Annotated in this window: 19 protein-coding genes; 16 read left to right on the top strand and 3 right to left on the bottom strand. The window is 38.2% G+C overall.

Annotated features, from left to right (window positions below):
- Window positions 1–186 precede the first annotated feature (186 nt).
- The 11 genes from purE to ACQV2S_RS03650 all read left to right on the top strand — a co-directional run bounded on the left by purE (window position 187) and on the right by ACQV2S_RS03650 (window position 11,887).
- Window positions 187–672, top strand: coding sequence for a 5-(carboxyamino)imidazole ribonucleotide mutase (gene purE / locus ACQV2S_RS03600; protein WP_428873449.1), 486 nt, complete (start codon window positions 187–189; stop codon window positions 670–672).
- On the top strand, window positions 665–1,795 hold the full coding sequence (gene purK / locus ACQV2S_RS03605; protein WP_428885034.1) for a 5-(carboxyamino)imidazole ribonucleotide synthase: 1,131 nt from the start codon (window positions 665–667) through the stop codon (window positions 1,793–1,795). The genes purE and purK overlap by 8 nt, the downstream gene beginning before the upstream one ends.
- A 27-nt stretch (window positions 1,796–1,822) precedes the next feature.
- Complete coding sequence (purS, locus tag ACQV2S_RS03610; protein ID WP_428873447.1) at window positions 1,823–2,071, top strand: phosphoribosylformylglycinamidine synthase subunit PurS; 249 nt, start codon at window positions 1,823–1,825, stop codon at window positions 2,069–2,071.
- Between the two features lies 1 nt (window position 2,072).
- Window positions 2,073–2,759 carry a phosphoribosylformylglycinamidine synthase subunit PurQ gene (gene purQ, locus ACQV2S_RS03615; protein WP_428873445.1) on the top strand — a complete coding sequence of 229 codons (687 nt, stop codon included), beginning with the start codon at window positions 2,073–2,075 and terminating at the stop codon, window positions 2,757–2,759.
- Window positions 2,752–4,977, top strand: a complete 2,226-nt coding sequence (purL, locus tag ACQV2S_RS03620) for a phosphoribosylformylglycinamidine synthase subunit PurL (protein ID WP_428873443.1) — start codon at window positions 2,752–2,754, stop codon at window positions 4,975–4,977. Before purQ ends, purL begins: the two co-directional genes overlap by 8 nt.
- Window positions 4,956–6,446, top strand: a complete 1,491-nt coding sequence (gene purF, locus ACQV2S_RS03625; protein ID WP_428873442.1) for an amidophosphoribosyltransferase — start codon at window positions 4,956–4,958, stop codon at window positions 6,444–6,446. The genes purL and purF overlap by 22 nt, the downstream gene beginning before the upstream one ends.
- A gap of 18 nt (window positions 6,447–6,464) precedes the next feature.
- Window positions 6,465–7,505, top strand: a complete 1,041-nt coding sequence (gene purM / locus ACQV2S_RS03630) for a phosphoribosylformylglycinamidine cyclo-ligase (protein ID WP_428885035.1) — start codon at window positions 6,465–6,467, stop codon at window positions 7,503–7,505.
- Window positions 7,506–7,519: 14 nt separating this feature from the next.
- On the top strand, window positions 7,520–8,086 hold the full coding sequence (gene purN / locus ACQV2S_RS03635) for a phosphoribosylglycinamide formyltransferase (RefSeq protein WP_428885036.1): 567 nt from the start codon (window positions 7,520–7,522) through the stop codon (window positions 8,084–8,086).
- A 1-nt stretch (window position 8,087) separates the two neighbouring features.
- The gene (gene purH, locus ACQV2S_RS03640; protein ID WP_428885037.1) at window positions 8,088–9,653 is read left to right on the top strand and encodes a bifunctional phosphoribosylaminoimidazolecarboxamide formyltransferase/IMP cyclohydrolase; all 1,566 of its coding nucleotides are present in this window, start codon (window positions 8,088–8,090) and stop codon (window positions 9,651–9,653) included.
- Between the two features lie 15 nt (window positions 9,654–9,668).
- On the top strand, window positions 9,669–10,922 hold the full coding sequence (gene purD / locus ACQV2S_RS03645) for a phosphoribosylamine--glycine ligase (protein WP_428875217.1): 1,254 nt from the start codon (window positions 9,669–9,671) through the stop codon (window positions 10,920–10,922).
- Window positions 10,923–10,993: 71 nt separating this feature from the next.
- Window positions 10,994–11,887 (top strand): mechanosensitive ion channel family protein, encoded by an 894-nt coding sequence (locus ACQV2S_RS03650; protein WP_428873436.1) that lies wholly within the window; start codon window positions 10,994–10,996, stop codon window positions 11,885–11,887.
- 62 nt (window positions 11,888–11,949) lie between these two features.
- Here ACQV2S_RS03650 and ACQV2S_RS03655 read toward each other — a convergent pair whose 3' ends face one another.
- Together ACQV2S_RS03655 and ACQV2S_RS03660 are read right to left on the bottom strand one after the other, a co-directional pair.
- Window positions 11,950–12,843, bottom strand: coding sequence for a fructose bisphosphate aldolase (locus ACQV2S_RS03655; protein ID WP_428873435.1), 894 nt, complete (start codon window positions 12,841–12,843; stop codon window positions 11,950–11,952).
- 69 nt (window positions 12,844–12,912) lie between these two features.
- Window positions 12,913–13,476, bottom strand: coding sequence for a 5-formyltetrahydrofolate cyclo-ligase (locus tag ACQV2S_RS03660; RefSeq protein WP_428875215.1), 564 nt, complete (start codon window positions 13,474–13,476; stop codon window positions 12,913–12,915).
- A gap of 120 nt (window positions 13,477–13,596) precedes the next feature.
- On the opposite strand from ACQV2S_RS03660, the gene ACQV2S_RS03665 reads away from it, so the two are divergent.
- The gene (locus ACQV2S_RS03665) at window positions 13,597–14,274 is read left to right on the top strand and encodes a uracil-DNA glycosylase (protein ID WP_428885038.1); all 678 of its coding nucleotides are present in this window, start codon (window positions 13,597–13,599) and stop codon (window positions 14,272–14,274) included.
- Window positions 14,275–14,286: 12 nt separating this feature from the next.
- On the opposite strand, the gene ACQV2S_RS03670 is transcribed toward ACQV2S_RS03665, so the two are convergent.
- Window positions 14,287–14,946: a lysostaphin resistance A-like protein gene (locus tag ACQV2S_RS03670; RefSeq protein WP_428873432.1), complete on the bottom strand. Its 660-nt coding sequence runs from the start codon at window positions 14,944–14,946 to the stop codon at window positions 14,287–14,289.
- A gap of 145 nt (window positions 14,947–15,091) precedes the next feature.
- On the opposite strand from ACQV2S_RS03670, the gene ACQV2S_RS03675 reads away from it, so the two are divergent.
- From ACQV2S_RS03675 to proC, 4 genes are read left to right on the top strand one after another with little or no spacing between them, the layout of a single operon-like run.
- Window positions 15,092–16,984 (top strand): ABC-F family ATP-binding cassette domain-containing protein, encoded by a 1,893-nt coding sequence (locus ACQV2S_RS03675; protein ID WP_428875213.1) that lies wholly within the window; start codon window positions 15,092–15,094, stop codon window positions 16,982–16,984.
- Between the two features lie 11 nt (window positions 16,985–16,995).
- Complete coding sequence (locus ACQV2S_RS03680; protein ID WP_428875212.1) at window positions 16,996–17,934, top strand: thymidylate synthase; 939 nt, start codon at window positions 16,996–16,998, stop codon at window positions 17,932–17,934.
- 15 nt (window positions 17,935–17,949) lie between these two features.
- Window positions 17,950–18,441: a dihydrofolate reductase gene (locus tag ACQV2S_RS03685; RefSeq protein ID WP_428873427.1), complete on the top strand. Its 492-nt coding sequence runs from the start codon at window positions 17,950–17,952 to the stop codon at window positions 18,439–18,441.
- Window positions 18,442–19,254 carry a pyrroline-5-carboxylate reductase gene (gene proC / locus ACQV2S_RS03690; RefSeq protein WP_428873425.1) on the top strand — a complete coding sequence of 271 codons (813 nt, stop codon included), beginning with the start codon at window positions 18,442–18,444 and terminating at the stop codon, window positions 19,252–19,254.
- Window positions 19,255–19,283 lie beyond the last annotated feature (29 nt).

Here is a 19,283-nt window from a genome sequence, read left to right on the forward strand (position 1 = left end):
TATACCATTCAATTAACCGTTTAAATACAAACTCCAACTTTTGAGGTTCACATCATTAAAATACTTAAGCATGGTTTTTAATTCTGCTTCAAACACGAACATTAAGATAATTAAGCCTTTGTTTGTTTGAATCGAGGTTTATTAAGCACTTTTAATGTGCTACTATGCTTTTGAGGAGGCGATGAAATGGTATCGGTTGGAGTCATTATGGGGTCAAAATCAGACTGGCCTACAATGAAAATAGCCACAGAAGTGCTAACTGAATTTGGAATCGAATTTGAAAAGAAAGTTGTGTCAGCGCATCGTATGCCTGATGAAATGTTTGCTTATGCTAAAGATGCTCACAAGCGAGGTCTACAAGTTATTATAGCAGGTGCAGGGGGAGCTGCTCATCTACCGGGAATGGTTGCAAGTCAAACTACCTTGCCGGTTATCGGTGTGCCTATTAAGAGCTCTACTTTAAATGGATTGGACTCATTACTATCCATTGTTCAAATGCCAGGTGGTGTTCCGGTAGCAACAACAGCTATTGGTAAGGCAGGGGCAAAAAATGCGGGCCTATTAGCTATCCGAATTTTAAGTCTACAAGATGCTTCTTTAGTGCAGAAATTAGAGCAATACCACCGACAGATGCGTCAAATGTCCATAGAAAGTGGGCAAGAACTTGAATAATTACATTAAACCTGGTTCTACTATCGGCATTATCGGCGGCGGACAACTGGGCAAAATGTTGTCCCAATCTGCAAAGCGGATGGGATATCGCGTAGGAATTTTTGATCCAGGACAAAATTGTTCAGCCTCTCAAGTTGCTGACTTTCACTGTCAAGCAGCTTTCGATGATCAAAAAAGTCTAGCTGAATTCGCCCATCACGTCGATGTATTAACTTTTGAATTTGAGAATATTTCTTTGGAGTCGCTTAATAGAATTGTAGAAGAGGGAGCATATCTTCCTCAAGGTTCTTCAATTTTAAGACTTACTCAAGATCGTTTAACAGAAAAAGAGTTTTTAAGAACTAGTGGTGTACCCGTTGCAGATTATTATCCAGTTAGTAGTTATGAAGAACTTAAGCAAGGTCTTGAGCAATTAGATTACCCAGCCGTCTTGAAGACAAGACGCTTTGGTTATGATGGTAAAGGACAAATCATGTTAAAGAGCGAAGACGATATAGAAGAAGCCAAACAGCTTATTGACTCAGCTCCTTGTATATTAGAAGCTTTTGTTCCTTTCGATATGGAGTTATCCCATATGGTCGTAAGGAATAAACAAGGTCAAACGCGTATTTTTCCTTTGTCTGAAAATATTCACTATAATCATATTCTTCATCAGTCGATTGTACCCGCTCGTGTTTGTGAAGCAGTGGCCAATCAAGCCTTTAAGCTGGCAAAAACGATTGCCCATAAACTGAACTTAATTGGAATTGTTTGTATTGAAATGTTTCTAGCCGACGATAAAATTCTAGTGAATGAATTGGCACCTCGACCACATAATTCAGGTCACTATACCATTGAAGCATGTCAGTATTCACAATTTGATTTACATATTCGCTCAATTTGCGGTATGACACTTCCACAAAATAAACTATTATCTCCTGTTGTAATGACAAATATTTTAGGACAAGATCAAGAGATGGTGATTGACCAATGGCCAAATCATCCCGATTGGCACCTCCATCTATATAGTAAGGGGGAAGCGCGTCAAGATCGTAAGATGGGACACATCACTCAGCTTGCTCAAAATCCTGAGAGTATTTTAAAAACATTAAAAAAGATTGACAATTGGTCTTATAAATCATAAAAATCTAAAATTTAAGGAGTTGTTCTTATGTATAAAGTAGAGGTATTCGTAACTTATAAGGAATCAATTTTAGACCCTCAAGGTGAAGCAATTAAAGGTTCTGTTCATCGTATGGGAGTTAACCAGGTTAAAGAAATTCGTCAAGGAAAATACTTTGAATTAAAAATTGAAAAAGGACAAGAAAAAATTGAGACTTTAGTTGAGGAAATCTGTGATAAAATTTTAGCTAATCCGGTAATGGAATCTTATCGTTACACAATTACGGAGGTGGAATAGGATGAAGTTTGCAGTCATTCAATTCCCAGGCTCTAACTGTGATTTAGATGCCTTTCATGCTATCAAAGATGTCATGGGGCAAGAAGTAGAATATGTTAGTCATAAGGCTGATTCCTTAGAAGGTTTTGATGCAGTCCTAGTACCTGGCGGGTTCTCATTTGGTGATTATTTACGCTGTGGTGCGATTGCTTCTCATTCTAACGTGATGCAAGCTGTTAAAGCGTTTGCTAATGAAGGCAAATTAGTCATTGGTATCTGTAATGGGTTTCAAATATTAACAGAAGCAGGACTTCTGCCAGGTGCTTTGATTCGTAACACTTCTTTAAAATTTGTGTCAAAAAAACAGCCTCTAGAGGTTGTAAATGCAGGTTCTGCCTTTACAAATGCCTATGAAGAAGGACAGATTATTACCGTTCCAATCGCTCATGGTGAGGGGAATTATGTCGTTTCAGAAGATGAACTTAAATTATTAGAAGAAAACAACCAAATTCTTTTCCGTTATGCAGGAGAAAACCCGAATGGCTCGATTGCAAATATTGCTGGGATTTCTAATAAAGAAGGCAATGTGATGGCCATGATGCCACACCCAGAACGGGCAGTTGAAGAAATAATTAATGGTACAGATGGTATTGGAGTCTTTCAATCAATGATTAATCACTATCAAACAAAGGCGGTGCAACATGGCTAAATTAAAGGAACTTTCTCCTCAAGAAGTAGAAACAAGTAAAATTTACCGTGATTGGGGATTAAAGGATGAAGAATACTTACATATCAAAGAAGATATTTTAGGACGTCAACCAAATTTTACTGAAACAGGCCTTTATGCCGTGATGTGGTCTGAACACTGTTCTTATAAAAACTCTAAGCAAGTACTTAAGAAGTTTCCAATAGATGGTCCACAAGTTCTTCAAGGACCCGGTGAAGGGGCAGGTATTGTCGATATTGGTGACCAACAAGCTGTTGTTTTTAAGGCTGAGAGTCATAATCACCCGTCTGCTATTGAACCTTATGAAGGAGCAGCAACTGGTGTCGGCGGTATCTTAAGAGATATCTTCTCTATGGGAGCTCGTCCCATCGCATCATTGAACTCCTTACGATTTGGGGAGTTAGATAATGACCGTATGCGCTATTTATTCGAAGAAGTAGTCGCCGGAATTGCTGGATATGGAAATTCAATCGGGATTCCAACAGTAGGCGGTGAAATTGCTTTTGATGATTGTTATAAAGGAAACCCTTTAGTAAATGCGATGTCTGTAGGTCTAATTGACCATGCAGATATGCAAGTAGGTCAAGCCCAAGGAATTGGAAACTCTATTGTTTACGTAGGAGCAAAGACAGGGCGCGATGGTATTCATGGAGCAACTTTTGCTTCAGTAGAATTTGACGATGAAGTGGAATCTGAACGCTCAGCTATTCAAGTAGGAGATCCATTTATGGAAAAACTCCTGATGGAAGCCTGTTTAGAAGTTATCTACAACCATAAAGAAGCTTTAGTGGGTATTCAAGATATGGGTGCGGCTGGTTTAGTTTCTTCGTCTTCAGAAATGGCTGAAAAAGCTGGCACAGGTGTAACTTTAAACCTTGACCTAGTTCCTCAAAGAGAAACGGGCATGATTCCTTATGAAATGATGCTTTCTGAATCGCAAGAACGGATGCTTTTATGTGTCAAGCGTGGTATGGAAGAAGAAATTATCAATGTCTTTAAAGAATATGATCTAGACGCTGTAGTGATTGGTGAAGTTACTGGGGATGGTCAATACCGCTTGATGCATCAAGGTAAAGAAGTAGCCAACTTACCAGTTAATTCGCTAGGAGATGGACCGGTGTATAACAATCAAGGTCAAGTACCAGAGCGTATTCGTGAATGGGCAGATAAGGGACAATTCCAACCACAAATTGATAATGCGACCCAAACATTAAAAGATATCTTACAACAGCCAACAGTCGCTTCTAAAAAAGTAGCTTACGATACTTTCGACTCGCAAGTTCGAACCTCTACTTTAGTCTGGCCAGGCTCAGACGCAGCAGTGGTTAGAATTCGTGGCACTAAAAAAGCGATTGCTATGACTGCTGATTATAATTCACGTTACATCTATCTCAATCCGGAAATTGGTAGCCAAATGGCTGTAGCAGAAGCAGCTAGAAATATCGTAGCTTCAGGTGGAAAACCTTTAGCAATTACTGACTGTTTAAACTTTGGAAGCCCAGAAAAGCCAGAAGTCTTTTATGAATTAGATAAATCAGCTGATGGTATTGCAGCAGCCTGCCGTCAATTAGATACACCAGTTATTTCTGGTAACGTATCACTTTATAATGAGACAAATGGTCAAGCAATCTATCCTTCTCCAATGATTGGTATGGTTGGACTAATAAAAGATATCGAAAAAGTAACTACTCAATTCTTTAAAGCAGCTGGAGATGCTATTTACATGATTGGTCATACGACAGATGCCTTTAATGGATCTGAATTACAAAAAATGATGCTAGGTAAGATCGAAGGTCCTTTGTTTGACTATGATTTAGCAGCTGAAAAGGCCAACCAGGAGACTGTTGCCGCGGCTATCCAAAAAGGATATCTTGCTTCTGCGCATGACCTTTCTGAAGGTGGATTAGCTGTTGCTTTAGCGGAGTCAGCATTTAATACGGACTTAGGTCTAGAAGTAAAAGTGGACCTACCAGCTAGTCATTTATTCGCAGAGAACGGTTCACGCTTTATTGTTTCTGTAAGAGCTGATCAAAAAGCAGCGTTTGAAGCTGAATTTAAAGACCAATTCACTTTAATCGGTCAAGTAACCGATAAAGATCGAATTCGAATTCAAGCCAAAGATCAATTTATTGATGCCAAACGCTCAGACTTGCAACAACTATGGGAGGAAGCTATACCATGTCTTTTAAGAGGGAAGTAATCCGAGGCCAAGAAGTCGTCTCTACTGAAATCACCGATGATATATTCGATTTACCCTATGAAGAATGTGGTCTAATAGGTTTATGGAATCAAAAAGATGCCGCATTTGATGCTTACTATGGTCTACATGCCCTTCAACATCGTGGTCAAGAAGGGGCGGGAATTGCTGTCCTTAATGGCGATGAAATGCTAGCTCATCGTGACTTTGGTTTAGTGAATCAAGTTTTTAATCGCCGTCAAAAATTAGAAGAATTACCTGGAGATGCTGCCTTAGGTCATGTACGTTATGCAACTGCCGGTCTTAATGATATTAATAATATCCAACCCCTTGTCTTTCATTTCAATGATGGACCGGTTGCCATGGCTCATAACGGAAACTTAGTCAATGCTCACACTTTAAAAGTGGAACTTGAGAAAAAAGGCTCTATTTTTAATACCACTTCTGATAGTGAAGTAATTATGCATTTGATTCGTCGCTCTCAAAAAGAAAGCTTCATTGAAAAGTTAAAAGAATCTTTAAAGCAAGTGGTAGGAGGTTTTACTTATCTGTTCCTTACTGAAGAAGAATTAATTGGAGTGTGTGATCCCAATGGGTTTAGACCGTTGATTGTAGGAAGAATGCCTAATGGTGGGTATGTAATGGCTTCTGAGTCGTGCGCTTTAGACCAAATTGGTGCTTCTTATCTATTTGATGTGGAACCAGGTCAAGTGGTTTCCATTAATAATGAAGGTATCCAAAAAGAATATTATACAGAAAGCCGTCAACAAGCTATTTGCTCGATGGAGTTTATCTATTTTGCTCGACCGGATTCGAACATACATGGTATCAACGTACATACAGCTCGCAAGAATTCAGGAAAAAAACTAGCCCAAGAACAGCCGGTCGAAGCTGATATTGTAATTGGTGTTCCCAATTCATCACTTTCGGCTGCCTCAGGTTATGCAGAGGAAGCTGGTATTCCTTATGAAATGGGTCTTATTAAGAACCAGTATATTGCACGAACTTTTATCCAACCAACCCAAGAACTAAGAGAGCGGGGTGTAAGGATGAAGCTTTCAGCAGTCCGCAAAGTTGTCGAAGGAAAACGTATTGTGATGGTAGATGATTCCATCGTTCGAGGGACAACGTCTAAAAGAATTGTTGGCTTATTAAAAGCCGCAGGTGCTAAGGAAGTTCATGTACGCATTGCGTCACCCGCACTTAAACATCCTTGTTTTTACGGTATTGATATTTCGAATACGCGCGATTTAATTGCGGCCAACCATACACTAAAAGAAATTGAAAAGATTATCGATGCTGATTCATTAGCCTATCTCAGTGAAGAGGGTTTAGTTTCAGCTATTGACCTTCAATCAGATGCTCCTTATAAAGGATTATGTATGGCATACTTTAATGGAGATTATCCGACAGCTCTACATGATTTTGAAAAAGAATATCTTGCAGAATTAGAACGCATTGTTGAAGATTAATGATTAGGAGGAAATAAGTTGACGAAGGAAAATGCTTATAGTCGTGCAGGAGTAGACGTGCACGCTGGATATGAAGCGGTTAAAAGAATGAAAAAGCATGTCGAAAGAACCATACGTCCTGAAGTGTTAACTCATTTAGGTGGCTTTGGTGGAGCGTTTGATCTTTCAAAATTTTCATATCAAGAACCGGTTTTAGTAAGTGGAACAGACGGGGTCGGTACCAAATTAATGGTCGCTATTCAAGCAGGAAAATACGATACAATTGGTATCGATTGTGTAGCCATGTGCGTCAACGATGTGGTGGCTCAGGGTGCAGAACCTTTATTTTTCCTTGACTACATTGCGGTGGGTAAAAATGATCCTCAAGTAGTCGAGCAAATAGTAGCAGGGGTTGCTGAAGGTTGTGTTCAAGCAGGAGCCGCTTTAGTGGGTGGAGAAACAGCTGAAATGCCTGGTATGTATGATGAGAAAGATTTTGATGTGGCAGGATTTACTGTCGGAATAGCCGAGAAAAAAGAATTGCTTACGGGTAATCAGGTCAAGGCAGGAGATGTTCTAATTGGTTTAGCTTCATCAGGCATTCATTCCAATGGTTTCTCTTTAGTCCGTGACATCTTCTTCAATCAACATGATTATCAATTATCGGAGCCAGTTTTAGAAGGCGCTGACCAAAGCTTAGCTGAAGCTTTATTAGTTCCAACAAAAATCTATGTCAAAACGGTCATGCCATTGGTTAAAGATGGTTTAATTAACGGAATAGCCCATATTACAGGTGGAGGGTTTGTCGAAAACTTACCACGGATGATGCAAGAGGATTTAGCTTGTGAGATTAATTTAGGCTCTTGGCCAGTGTTACCAATCTTTAATCAAATGCAAGCTTTAGGAAAAATTGAATCCTTAGAAATGTATGAAATTTTTAACATGGGGATTGGTATGGTCCTAGCAGTAGATGTTGAAAAAGTAGTGGAAGTAAAACAAAGATTAGACCAACTTGGAGAAAACGCCTATGAAATTGGTCAAGTGGTTGAGAAAAGAGATAAAGAAGTTATTTTCAACTAGTAAGGAGGGGAAGGATGAAAGTTGCAGTATTTGCATCAGGGTCAGGTTCTAATTTTCAGGCTTTAGTGGAATCATGCCAGGATCGACCTGACATTGAATTTGTCTTATTATTTTCAGACTATCATCAAGCTTATGCATTGGAAAGAGCAAACAAATTGGGCATAACTACTTTAGTGGCCAGTCCAAAAGACTTTAATACTCGAGAAGACTATGAAAATTTTCTATTAATACAGATGCAGGATTATCAGATTGATTACATTCTATTAGCAGGTTACATGCGTGTCATTGGTCCACCTTTATTAGAAGCTTATCCTGATCGAATACTCAATATTCATCCTTCACTGCTTCCTGCTTTTCCTGGTCGACACGGCATCGCTGATGCCTACCGAGCTGGGGTTAAAGAAACAGGAGTGACTGTTCATTTAGTGGACCGAGGAATCGATACAGGCAGAATTTTAGGTCAGAAGAAAGTTTTGATTGAAGAAGGCGAAAAATTAGTGGATCTTGAGGAAAAAATCCATCAAGTAGAACATCAATTATATCCTCAAGTTGTAAAAGAATTTCTTAAAGGAGTGGAGTAAATTGTCACGTGCATTAATAAGTGTTTCGGATAAAACAGGTCTGCTACCAATGGCGAAAGCCTTAATTGCTCAAGGAGTTGAGATTATCTCAACAGGAGGGACCAAACGTTTTCTTGATGAAGCTGGACTTAAGACAACGGCTGTTGAGGAAGTGACTAATTTTCCTGAAATGATGGATGGTAGAGTGAAGACCTTGCATCCAAAAATTCACGGAGCTTTACTGGCTTTAAGAGATAATAAAGACCATCAACTAGCGGTTAAAAATCACGAAATTGAGTACATCGATTTTGTTATTGTTAATCTTTATCCATTTAAGCAAACAATTAAAAAAGCAGAAGTGACTTTAGCAGAAGCAATTGAACAGATTGATATTGGAGGACCGAGTATGATCCGTTCTGCAGCTAAAAATTATCAATCTGTCACCGTTGTTGTAGATCCAAGAGACTATGCTGTTGTCATTGAAGAATTAGAAAGTCAAAGTCAGACTAAGGCTGTTACTCGTCAACAATTGGCTCAAAAAGTGTTTGCTCACACGGCAGCTTATGATGCTTTGATTGCCAGTTATTTGGCTAATCAAATTGCTGAAGTGGAAGAAGAAGGTCAAATTGCACCAGTTGAATCACTTACCTTAACTTATGATCGGATGTATGATTTAAGATATGGTGAGAATGCTCATCAAAAAGCAGCTGTCTACCAAAAACCAATCACATCTTCTTATGCTATTACTCATGCCAAAGTTTTAAATGGTAAGCCTTTATCTTATAATAATCTACGCGATGCAGATGCCGCTATCAAAATGATCCGCGAATTTCCAGATCAAGCATGTGCAGTGGCAGTTAAACACATGAATCCTTGTGGTATAGCGGTTGCTGAAACAATAGAGATAGCTTTTAATCGATGCCGTCAAGCAGATCCAATTTCTATTTTTGGAGGCATTGTGGTTGTGAATCGGACCTTAACAATTAAATTAGCTGAAACGCTTCATTCCATGTTTCTTGATGTTATTATTGCGCCTTCTTTTGAAGAGGGAGCTTTAGAAATCCTCAAGCAAAAAGTGAATGTGCGTGTACTTCAATTAGACATGGATGACCTTTCAATGGATGCTGAAGAAATAACTTCGATAAGTGGAGGACTTTTAGTTCAAGAAGCTGATAGTTTAGTAGAAGATTCTGAACAATGGCAGCAAATGGGGACAGTTTCAACTTCTAATGAAAAAAGAGCGGCTTTATCATTTGCCTGGAGAGTGGTTAAGCATGTTAAATCAAATGCCATTGTTGTGGCTGATGGTCAGCAGACTTATGGTGTAGGTGCAGGTCAGACTAACCGTGTAGGAGCTGCTAAAATTGCTTTGGATCATGCTAAAGAATTAGGTGCCGACTTTTCTAAGATGGTATTAGCTTCAGATGCCTTTATACCAATGACAGATACAATTGAGTTAGCCCATCAATATGGTGTTCAGGCAATTGTGCAACCCGGTGGTTCCATTGGTGATAAGGAAGTAATTGCCAAAGCCGATGAATACGGTATTGCTATGTTAGCGACCAAAGTCCGTCATTTCCGTCATTAAGAGAAAGAGGTAATCATGAAATTATTAGTTATTGGTAGTGGAGGACGCGAACATGCGATTGCCTATCATTTGTTAAAAAGTCCCCTAGTCGAATCGGTTTTTTGTGCTCCTGGCAATCCAGGTATGAAAGTAGATGGCATAAATTGTGTAGACATCGCTGAGAATGCTTTTGAAGACTTAATCAATTTTGCCAAACAAGAACAAATTGATTGGACTTTTGTAGGTCCGGAAGGTCCTTTATTTGAAGGAATTGTTGACCATTTTACCCAAGCAGGTCAAATTGCTTTTGGGCCAAGTAAAGCTGCTGCTCAAATCGAAGGTTCTAAATTGTTTGCCAAAAAATTAATGCAAAAATATAAGATTCCAACTGCCCAGTATGCTAGTTTTACTGAGCAAGAGGCTGCACTCGCTTATTTGAATAACCAGTCGACTCCGATTGTAGTTAAAGTCGATGGGCCAGCTGCAGGTAAAGGAGTTACCGTTGCTTTAAGTAAAGAAGAGGCAGAGAATGCGATTAAATTAGCTTTTGAAAAAGATCCAGCAAAGCAAAGAATCGTAATTGAAGAATGTTTGCTTGGACCAGAGTTTTCAATCTTTTCAATGGTTTATAAAGGTAAAGTTTGCCACTCTTTGCCAGCTAGAGATCATAAACGTTTATTAGATGGTAATCTGGGGCCTAATACAGGCGGTATGGGAGCATTTGCCCCCGTTGAAGATATCTCAGAAGAACTATATCAAGAAACCCTTCGAACGATTGTAGAGCCTACTTTAGTGGCTATGGATAAAGAGGGGACTCCTTTTAATGGTGTTTTATACACAGGGCTAATGAACACAGCTGAAGGACCAAAAGTGATTGAGTTTAACGCACGTTTCGGTGATCCAGAAACCCAGGTCGTCTTGCCTTTATTGAAAACAGATTTTGCAGAATTGATCAATGACTTGCTGCATGGTCGTGAGACCCAAGTGGAGTGGAGGGAAGAAAAAGCATGCATGGGAGTTATCTTAGCGGCTGAAGGTTACCCACAAAATCCTACACGTGGGATTGAGTTTTCATTAAAGTCTTCTATGGATGAGACTATGAAAATCTACTATGCAGGAATTTCTTCTTACCGCCCACTTGTTTCTAGCGGGGGAAGAATTGCCATGGTTACTTGTTTAGCTGACACAAAGCAATTAGCACAAGACAAAATTTATGAGTATCTATCAAAACAAGCACTCGATCAAATTTATTACCGTAAAGACATAGGGGTCAACTTGCTTAAGCCATAGCATTCCTTTAGAATGAAAATATCGGTTTTCAATCGATTTTCATTTTAAGGATATAAATTAGGAGGTTGGCTATGGACTTTATTTCAGATATCGTCACACAATTCCGAACGGAAATTGATATTATTCAGCTATCACAAGATATTTTGATTAGCTTATTTAAAATCATTTTCTCAGTCATTCTACTTTACACTTTAAAAAAAGTTTTAATTAAAATGATTGAGAGTTACTTTCTGGGTAAAAGGTCTTCACGTATTCGCTTTGCTAAAAAAGCACGCAATCATACAATTAGTCGTTTATTGACTAACTTGGTTCAATATCTTTTTTATTTCTTTTTAGCCTATACGGTCTTAAGTATCATGGGTGTTCCAGTTGGTACTTTAGTAGCTGGGGCTGGAATTGTCAGTTTAGCCATTGGTTTGGGTGCTAAAGATTTAGTCTCAGATGTTGTTAATGGTTTCTTCATTCTCTTGGAACACCAATTTGATGTTGGGGATGCGGTAGATATTAATGGCTACAGTGGAACCGTTTATTCCATTGGTTTAAGAAATACGGTCGTCCGTGATTACAATGGAATTCATCATTTCATTCCCAACGGCAGTATTACTCAAATGTCCAATCTCTCACTCAATAGTATCCGTGTGGATATTGATTTGTTCATTTATCCTGAACAAAATATAGATCAGCTTGAAGCTCGGCTTCAAGAAATCTATTTAAAAGTGCCACAAGATGATCAGTTGATTTTACGTGCTCCAGAATTTTTAGGAGTCTTTCGTGACTCACAAGGACGTTTGATTTATAAAATAAGGATATGGTCCAAGAGTGTTGATGACATGTTAGTCGTTCAAGCTAGATACTATAAAGCTTTTATCCAAGGCTTATCTGAAGCTAAGGTGAAATTAGCCATGGGTAATCAAGAGCGAGTTCAAGTAGCATTAAATGAAGAACAGTTCATGGAAGCAGAATAAATAATAGCCAAATAAAAAGCTGACCTCATTTGAGGTTAGCTTTTTATGTATAAACCTAATATTTAAGCTTTGTTAACTGAAGCATCGTAAATACCATCGATGGCTTCTTTAATAGTTTGATTGAACTCTTCATCACTTTGACTGGCTCTTAAATCTTGTGAAAGAGCACGGGAGAATGAAGCGATGCAGTTAGGTGTTTTCTTCAAGCGGGCATTAGCTTCCTCGGTAGGATATCCACCTGATAAAGCAACGACTCTTACCATATTTGGATGGTTGGCAATTTCTTCATAGGTAGAAGGCTTAGTAGGGATAGTAATTTTAAGCATCACTAATTCATTTTCTTCCAATTTGTTTAAGTGAGCCAGAATCTCTTCAGCTAATTTTGCTTCGATCTTTTCTTTATCTTCTGCATGAATATTTACTTCAGGTTCGATAATTGGAACGAGTCCTGCAGCAATAATTTGTTTAGCAATTTCAAATTGTTGATCAACAACTGCTTTAATTCCGACTTCAGAATATGAATTAATAGTAGAACGCATTTTTGTTCCAAAAATATGACGCTCATTAGCTCTTTCTAACAATTCATCAAGAAGGGTGATAGGTTTCATTAGTTGAACACCATCTGCTTCTTCCATGAGTCCTAAGTCCACTTTAAGGAAAGGAACTACTTTTTTCTCTTCCCAAAGATAGTCAGCTGTTTTTTTGCCTTCAACTTCACGATCGATTGTTTGTTCAAATAAAATAGCGCCTAAGATTTTTTCGTTGCTAAAAGAAGGGGCAGTCATGATACGTCTACGCATTTCATGAACTTTATCAAACATTTCATCTTCATTTGAATATTGGTCCTCGTTTACTCCGTATGCCTTTAAAGCTTTTGGTGTGGATCCACCAGATTGATCAAGCGCAGCGATAAAACCTTTGCCGTTTTTAATTTGTTCAAATTGTTGTGAATTCATTCCATTACTCCTTTACGTTTACTATGCTTATGATAGCTTTAAATCTTAAAATATGCAATCTATTTCATTTTAATCGATAAGGTAAGTGCCTTCTTCAGTCATCACCATATCAACTTGTTTGTCATGGTCTTCTGTAGGAATGTCATCGTATTGTAATTGGGCATAATAAGGTAGAACTAAATAGGCATTTTTAGCTCTAAGTAAGTAACGATCATAGTAGCCTCCGCCATAACCAAGGCGTTCGCCACGGTTATTGCAAGTTACGCATGGCATAATGATAAGGTCGATGTCTTCTGGTTCAAGTCTTTGACTGATTTTTTCTGGCTCTAAGATTCCAAAAGCGGATCTTTCTAGAGGAGAATTTTCTTTATATACTAAGGCTTCCATGACACGACCAGGGAAAACTCGAGGAATACCCACTGTTTTTCCGTCTTTCCATGCTCTTTGAATGATGGGATGAGTGTTCATTTCTTCATCAGTAGAATAATAAACCATCATCTTTTTTGCTTTTTTATATTCATCCAGTTGGAAAAGCTGTTGATAAATTTTTTCTTCGGCAAAGCGACGATATTCACTTGTAAGTTGGGCTCTTTTTGCAAAAATTTCTTTTCTTAATTCTGTCTTACTCTTCATTTTGAACCTCCTAATAAAATACTTATTATAATTATACCATTAGTTTATAAAAGATAAATCAACTGCTTTCTACTTGTATACTTTTAAATTACAATGATAATAAAAGAAAGAGGTGTTTTTATGTATCAATTAGCTGATTTAAAAGAAATCGCAGCCGATTGGACAGCTTGTTTAGACAAGCAAGAACAATCGCTTGTCCTGAATCAATTAAACAATTATTTAAACCAGGAAGAGGCTGTCATATATCCACCAGCAGTAGAAGTTTTTAAAGCTTTAGAGCTGTGTCCATATTTTGATACTAAGGTAGTTATTATTGGACAAGATCCTTACCATGGTCCTAATCAAGCCAACGGCTTGGCTTTTTCAGTGAATGAGGGCCAGTCAGTGCCTCCTTCTTTGAAAAATATTTTTAAAGAATTATCAGATGATCTCAAAGTCCCTATCCGAAAAGAAACAGACCTGTCAGACTGGGCGAGACAAGGAGTGCTGTTATTAAATCGCGTGTTAACCGTCAGAGCAGGTGAAGCGAACTCTCACCAAGGAATCGGATGGGAATTCGTCACCAACCAAATCATTCAATGCCTTAATCATCATCCAAACTCTCTTATATTTATTCTCTGGGGTAAAAAAGCACAATCACTTGAAAAGTTGATAGATCGTTCCAAGCATCGAGTGATCAAGTCCAGTCACCCGAGCCCCCTAGCAGCCTATCGTGGCTTTTTTGGATCCAAGCCTTTTTCGAAAACCAATTCCTTTTTAATTGAAAAAGGCTATCAGCCTATCAAGTGGGCACCTTAGCTAAAACTATAACTAGGTGAAAAAAGTAAGCGTAATCCAAGCAATCAAATTATTGATAAAATGAAAACTCATGGATGCCGCTACATTGGCTTGATACTTCCAATAAAAATAAGTGAGACCTAAAGTCAACGGAAGATAGATGACAGCATCTGCTAAAGTAGCCATGTGCGCTCCTGTAAATAGTAAAATCGATAAGATTGTCATTGACCATTTGAACGATTTGCCTTTGTGGACTGAGGGACCGATGATGGCTTGACGAAAGATTAGTTCTTCCACAAAAGGAGCAAAAATAACTAACATAAAGAAAGTGAAATAACTAGGAACGTTCCCAATTAAATCCTGGATGGCTTGTTGATTAGCCCCCATACCCTCCAAGTCTATATAAGGCTCAATTAGACTAAGTAGGATAATACGTACAATGCCAATAATTAAGAAGCAAAGTATAGTTTTACCTAAAAGACTCTTCCAACTAGTTTGCTGGAGTAATCGCTGCCATTGATCCATTGTATATTTTCCATACAAGTACCAAGCAACAAAGCAAATAATTAGCATACTGACTAGTAAAACCCATGGTATCGACTCTTCTGCCACACCTAAGGCAAGAGCAATAGCGGGGGTGATAAGATAGAAAAGGATATAAGTAAAAAGTAATTTCCAAGCTCTATTTTTCATAATAACCTCCTAAAATTTTGATAATATTATTATATCTTATCCTACTAAAAAGACTAGTCTATCTAATGCTGAATGATTTTGATATTTTTCAAGATAAGTTGCTTGTATGCTATAATAAGTTGATTGTAAAAAAGGGGTAGAGACTATGAAAGAACTAAGTATACAAAATCTATCAAAATCATATGGTGTGAAGCAATTGATCGACCAAGTCGATTTTTCAATCCGAACAGGTGATCGAGTGGGGCTTATTGGACCGAATGGAACTGGAAAATCTTCTTTTTTAAGAGTAATTGCAGGAATCGATAGTTATGATAATGGTCAAATTAAAGCCCCTAATCAATACGAAATTGCCTATCTGGAGCAAAACCCTCGTTTAGATCCAGATAAAACCATCCTAGAAACGGTTTATGATTCAAAAGCAGCGGATATTCAATTGTTATTAACTTATGAAAAATGTCGCATGGAGTTAGAGGCTGACCCAACCAATCATTTCTTACAAGATCAATTCACCAAATTATCAGATGAAATGACCTTGAAATCTGCTTGGGAAGTTGAGATATCGGCTAAGTCTATTCTGACCCAATTAAAAATCTATAATCTAAATAAAAGGGTTGGAGAATGTTCAGGGGGCCAGCAAAAACGGATTGGGATCGCTCAAGTCTTAATTGCTGAACCGGATCTTTTAATTTTAGATGAGCCGACCAATCATTTAGACGTAGAGTCAATCCAATGGTTGGAAAAATATTTAGCTTCTTACAAAGGTGCTTTATTACTAGTCACTCATGATCGCTACTTCTTAGAACGCTCAGTCAATAAAATTATTGAATTACAATATGGACGCATTACTGAGTTTGAAGGCAATTATCAGACTTATTTAACTAAAAAGGCTGAATTGATCGAAATGCAAGCTAAACAAGCCCAAAAACAAGATCGGCTCTACTTACAAGAACTCGCCTGGATGCGTCAAGGCGCTCAGGCCAGATCAACCAAACAACAAGCTAGAATTGATCGCTTTAACCAATTGAAGGATTCGATCGGCCTAAGAGACCAATCTCAAGATGCTATTGATTTTAATTTTTCACAACAGCGGATGGGTAATCAAATTATTGAATTAGAAGACCTTACAGTCGAAATTGCTGATAAGATTATCATTAACGGTCTAACTAAGACATTTGTTAAGGGCGATCGTTTGGGAGTTGTGGGTCCTAACGGAGTGGGGAAATCAACTTTCTTAAATTGCTTGGCAGGCTTGCATCCACTTAAAAAGGGTATATGTCGGTTAGGACAAACAGTCAATATCGCTTATTATCGTCAATTAGATGAAGATTTGCCACAAGCTATGCGTATCTTAAGCTATTTAACCCAAGTAGCGGATCAGTTCAAACGTCCAGACGGTTCAAGAGTTTCGGCTGCGCAAATGTTAGAGCGTTTCAATTTTCCCAAAGAGAGTCATGGTTCACTGATACAGTCACTTTCTGGTGGAGAAAAAAGAAGACTTTACTTATTAACCCTCTTAATCCAAGAACCCAATGTTCTTTTATTGGATGAGCCAACCAATGACTTAGATATTGAGACTTTAAATACTTTAGAAGACTATATAGAATCTTTTGAAGGCGTAGTGATTATTGTTTCTCATGATCGTTATTTTTTAGATAAGACAGTCGATCAATTACTGGTCTTAAAAGGAGAAGGGAAGTTTGACTTATACTGGGGAAGCTTTTCAGAATACTTAGAAACTAAGGATAATCATATTGAGAATGAAGCAAAACCAAGTAAGCAAGCCAACAAAGAAAACGCTCAAAAGTCTCAATTAAATAAAAAAAAGCGAATGACCTATCATGAAAAACAAGAATGGCAAGGTCTTGAAGAACGGATAGTCGAGTTAGAAAGCCAAATAGAGCAAAAGCAAAAACTGATGGAAGAACATTCAGAAGATGCTGGTAAGCTAATGGATCTTCATACTGAAATTGAGTTTCTAGAAGCTAACTTACTAGAACTTTATGAACGCTATGACTATTTAAGTGATTTGGACCAATAGGAGGTAGACGGATGAAACAATATCAAGAACTGATCAGTCATATTCTAGACCATGGTGACAAAAAGTCCGATCGCACAGGAACTGGTACGCTATCAACTTTCGGTTATCAAATGCGATTTGATCTCAGTAAAGACTTTCCTCTTTTGACTACTAAACGGGTGCCTTTTGGTCTAGTTAAATCGGAATTAATGTGGTTTTTAAAGGGGGATACCAATATTAAATATTTATTAATCCATAACAATCATATTTGGGATGAATGGGCCTTTGAAAACTATACGCAATCAGCTGACTACAAAGGAGTGGACATGACTGATTTTGGTCGACGTATCCTAGAAGATAAAGAATTTGCAGAAAACTACCAGATGGAGATGTCTAGTTTTCAAGCTAATATTATAGCTAGCAATCAGTTTGCGGCTAAGCATGGTGACTTAGGTCCTATCTATGGCAAACAATGGCGATCTTGGGAGGCGAATGGTGAAACCATTGATCAAATTCAGCAGGTCATTGAATCTCTTAAAGATAATCCAGATTCTAGAAGGCATATCGTAACGGCATGGAACCCTGCAGCTATTGATAAAGCGGTCTTACCACCCTGTCATTGCTTCTTTCAATTCTATGTTAGTAAAGGCCGTTTATCCTGTCAGCTTTATCAACGCTCAGCAGATGTGTTCTTAGGCGTTCCTTTTAATATTGCTTCTTATGCTTTATTAACCCATTTAATCGCCAAAGAAACTCATTTACAGCCGGGTGAATTTGTTCATGTTTTAGGGGATGCCCATTTGTATTTAACCCATTTAAAGGCAGCACGGACTCTTTTAGAGCGTTCTCCACGTTCGCTTCCCCAGCTTAACATTTCAGATTTTCAATCCATCGATCAATTGAATTTGAATCAGATTCAGATTGAAAACTACCATCCACATCCAACAATTAAAGCAGCTATCTCAGTTTAGTAAATAGGAGGAGAAATGATGATTACATATGTTTATGCCCAAGATTTAAAAGGCGCAATTGGTTATCAAAAGGACTTACCATGGCATTTACCTAACGACCTCAATTTTTTTAAAGAAGTTACCATGGGACATACTATGTTGATGGGGAGAACGACTTTCGAATCAATGGACCGTAGAGTTTTACCAGGTCGCAAGACGGTTGTATTAACCAGTCAAGAAGATTATGGTCAAGATATTGCACAGCTGAACTTGGTACATAGTGTAGAAGATGTCTTAGAGCTAGCAAAAGATCAAGAATTAATGGTTATTGGAGGAGCAGGTGTTTTCAAAACTTTGATGGACCACGTCGATAAGATTGTGCGTACCGTCATCGAAGGAGAGTTTCCTGCAGATACCTATATGGCGGATATTGATCAAGAAAAGTTCCGTTTGGATAAGCTGGTTGAAGTTCCTGCAGATGCAGATAATGAATACCCTCATCGTTTTGAGTGGTGGGTGAGAAAATAAATGACTGATTTTACCACTTTTAAAGCAATTGGCTGCATTGGTTGTGGCAATATGGGATCAGCGATTATAAAGTCTCTTTCGACTAACTTTTCCAATTTAGCCTTTTACTTATATGATAAAGACAATTATAAAAGTCAAAGCTTGGCTAAGGACTGTGGTGAGAGTGTTGAAGCAGTAAATAGTCTTGAAAAACTTTTAGCTTCTGCTCAAATCTTTTTTATCGGAGTCAAACCGAAAGACTTAAATATCTTGTTGGACTCCCTTAATTCTATTGAATTACTTGATTCTAAATTATGGATATCGATGGTAGTGGGTAGGTCATTAAGTAGTATTCAAAAGCTACTTCCTCAAGGGCATCATCTTATCCGCATAATGCCTAATACCCCTGTTGCCATCGGACAAGGTTATGTTTCTTATTGTTACCAGAAAGAAAATTTCAATGACCAAGTAATTAATGAATTTAAGAACTTATTACAACCCTTGGGACATCTTCAGTTGATCGAAGAAAGCTTATTTGATGTTGCTTCTGCTATTGCAGGATCAGGTCCTGCCTTTATCTACCAGTTGATTGAAGCTATCAGTGATGCCGGCGTTTATTATGGCTTGAACCGTCAGCAAGCCATCGATATGGCGGCTAAAACAGTGGCTGGTGCCGGTCAGATGGTCCTGGAAAGTCATCAACATCCTGCTCAATTAAAAGACGCTGTGACCAGTCCTAAGGGTACGACCATTGCCGGTGTTAGAAGTTTAGAAGCGAATGGATTTCGATCGGCTATATTTGAAGCTGTTTCAGCAACCGTAGAGAGAACATAAGAATAAATCCATCTCCTATTCTTTTTAGA

Source organism: Facklamia sp. P13064, from assembly GCF_050409425.1.
GTDB lineage: Bacteria > Bacillota > Bacilli > Lactobacillales > Aerococcaceae > Facklamia.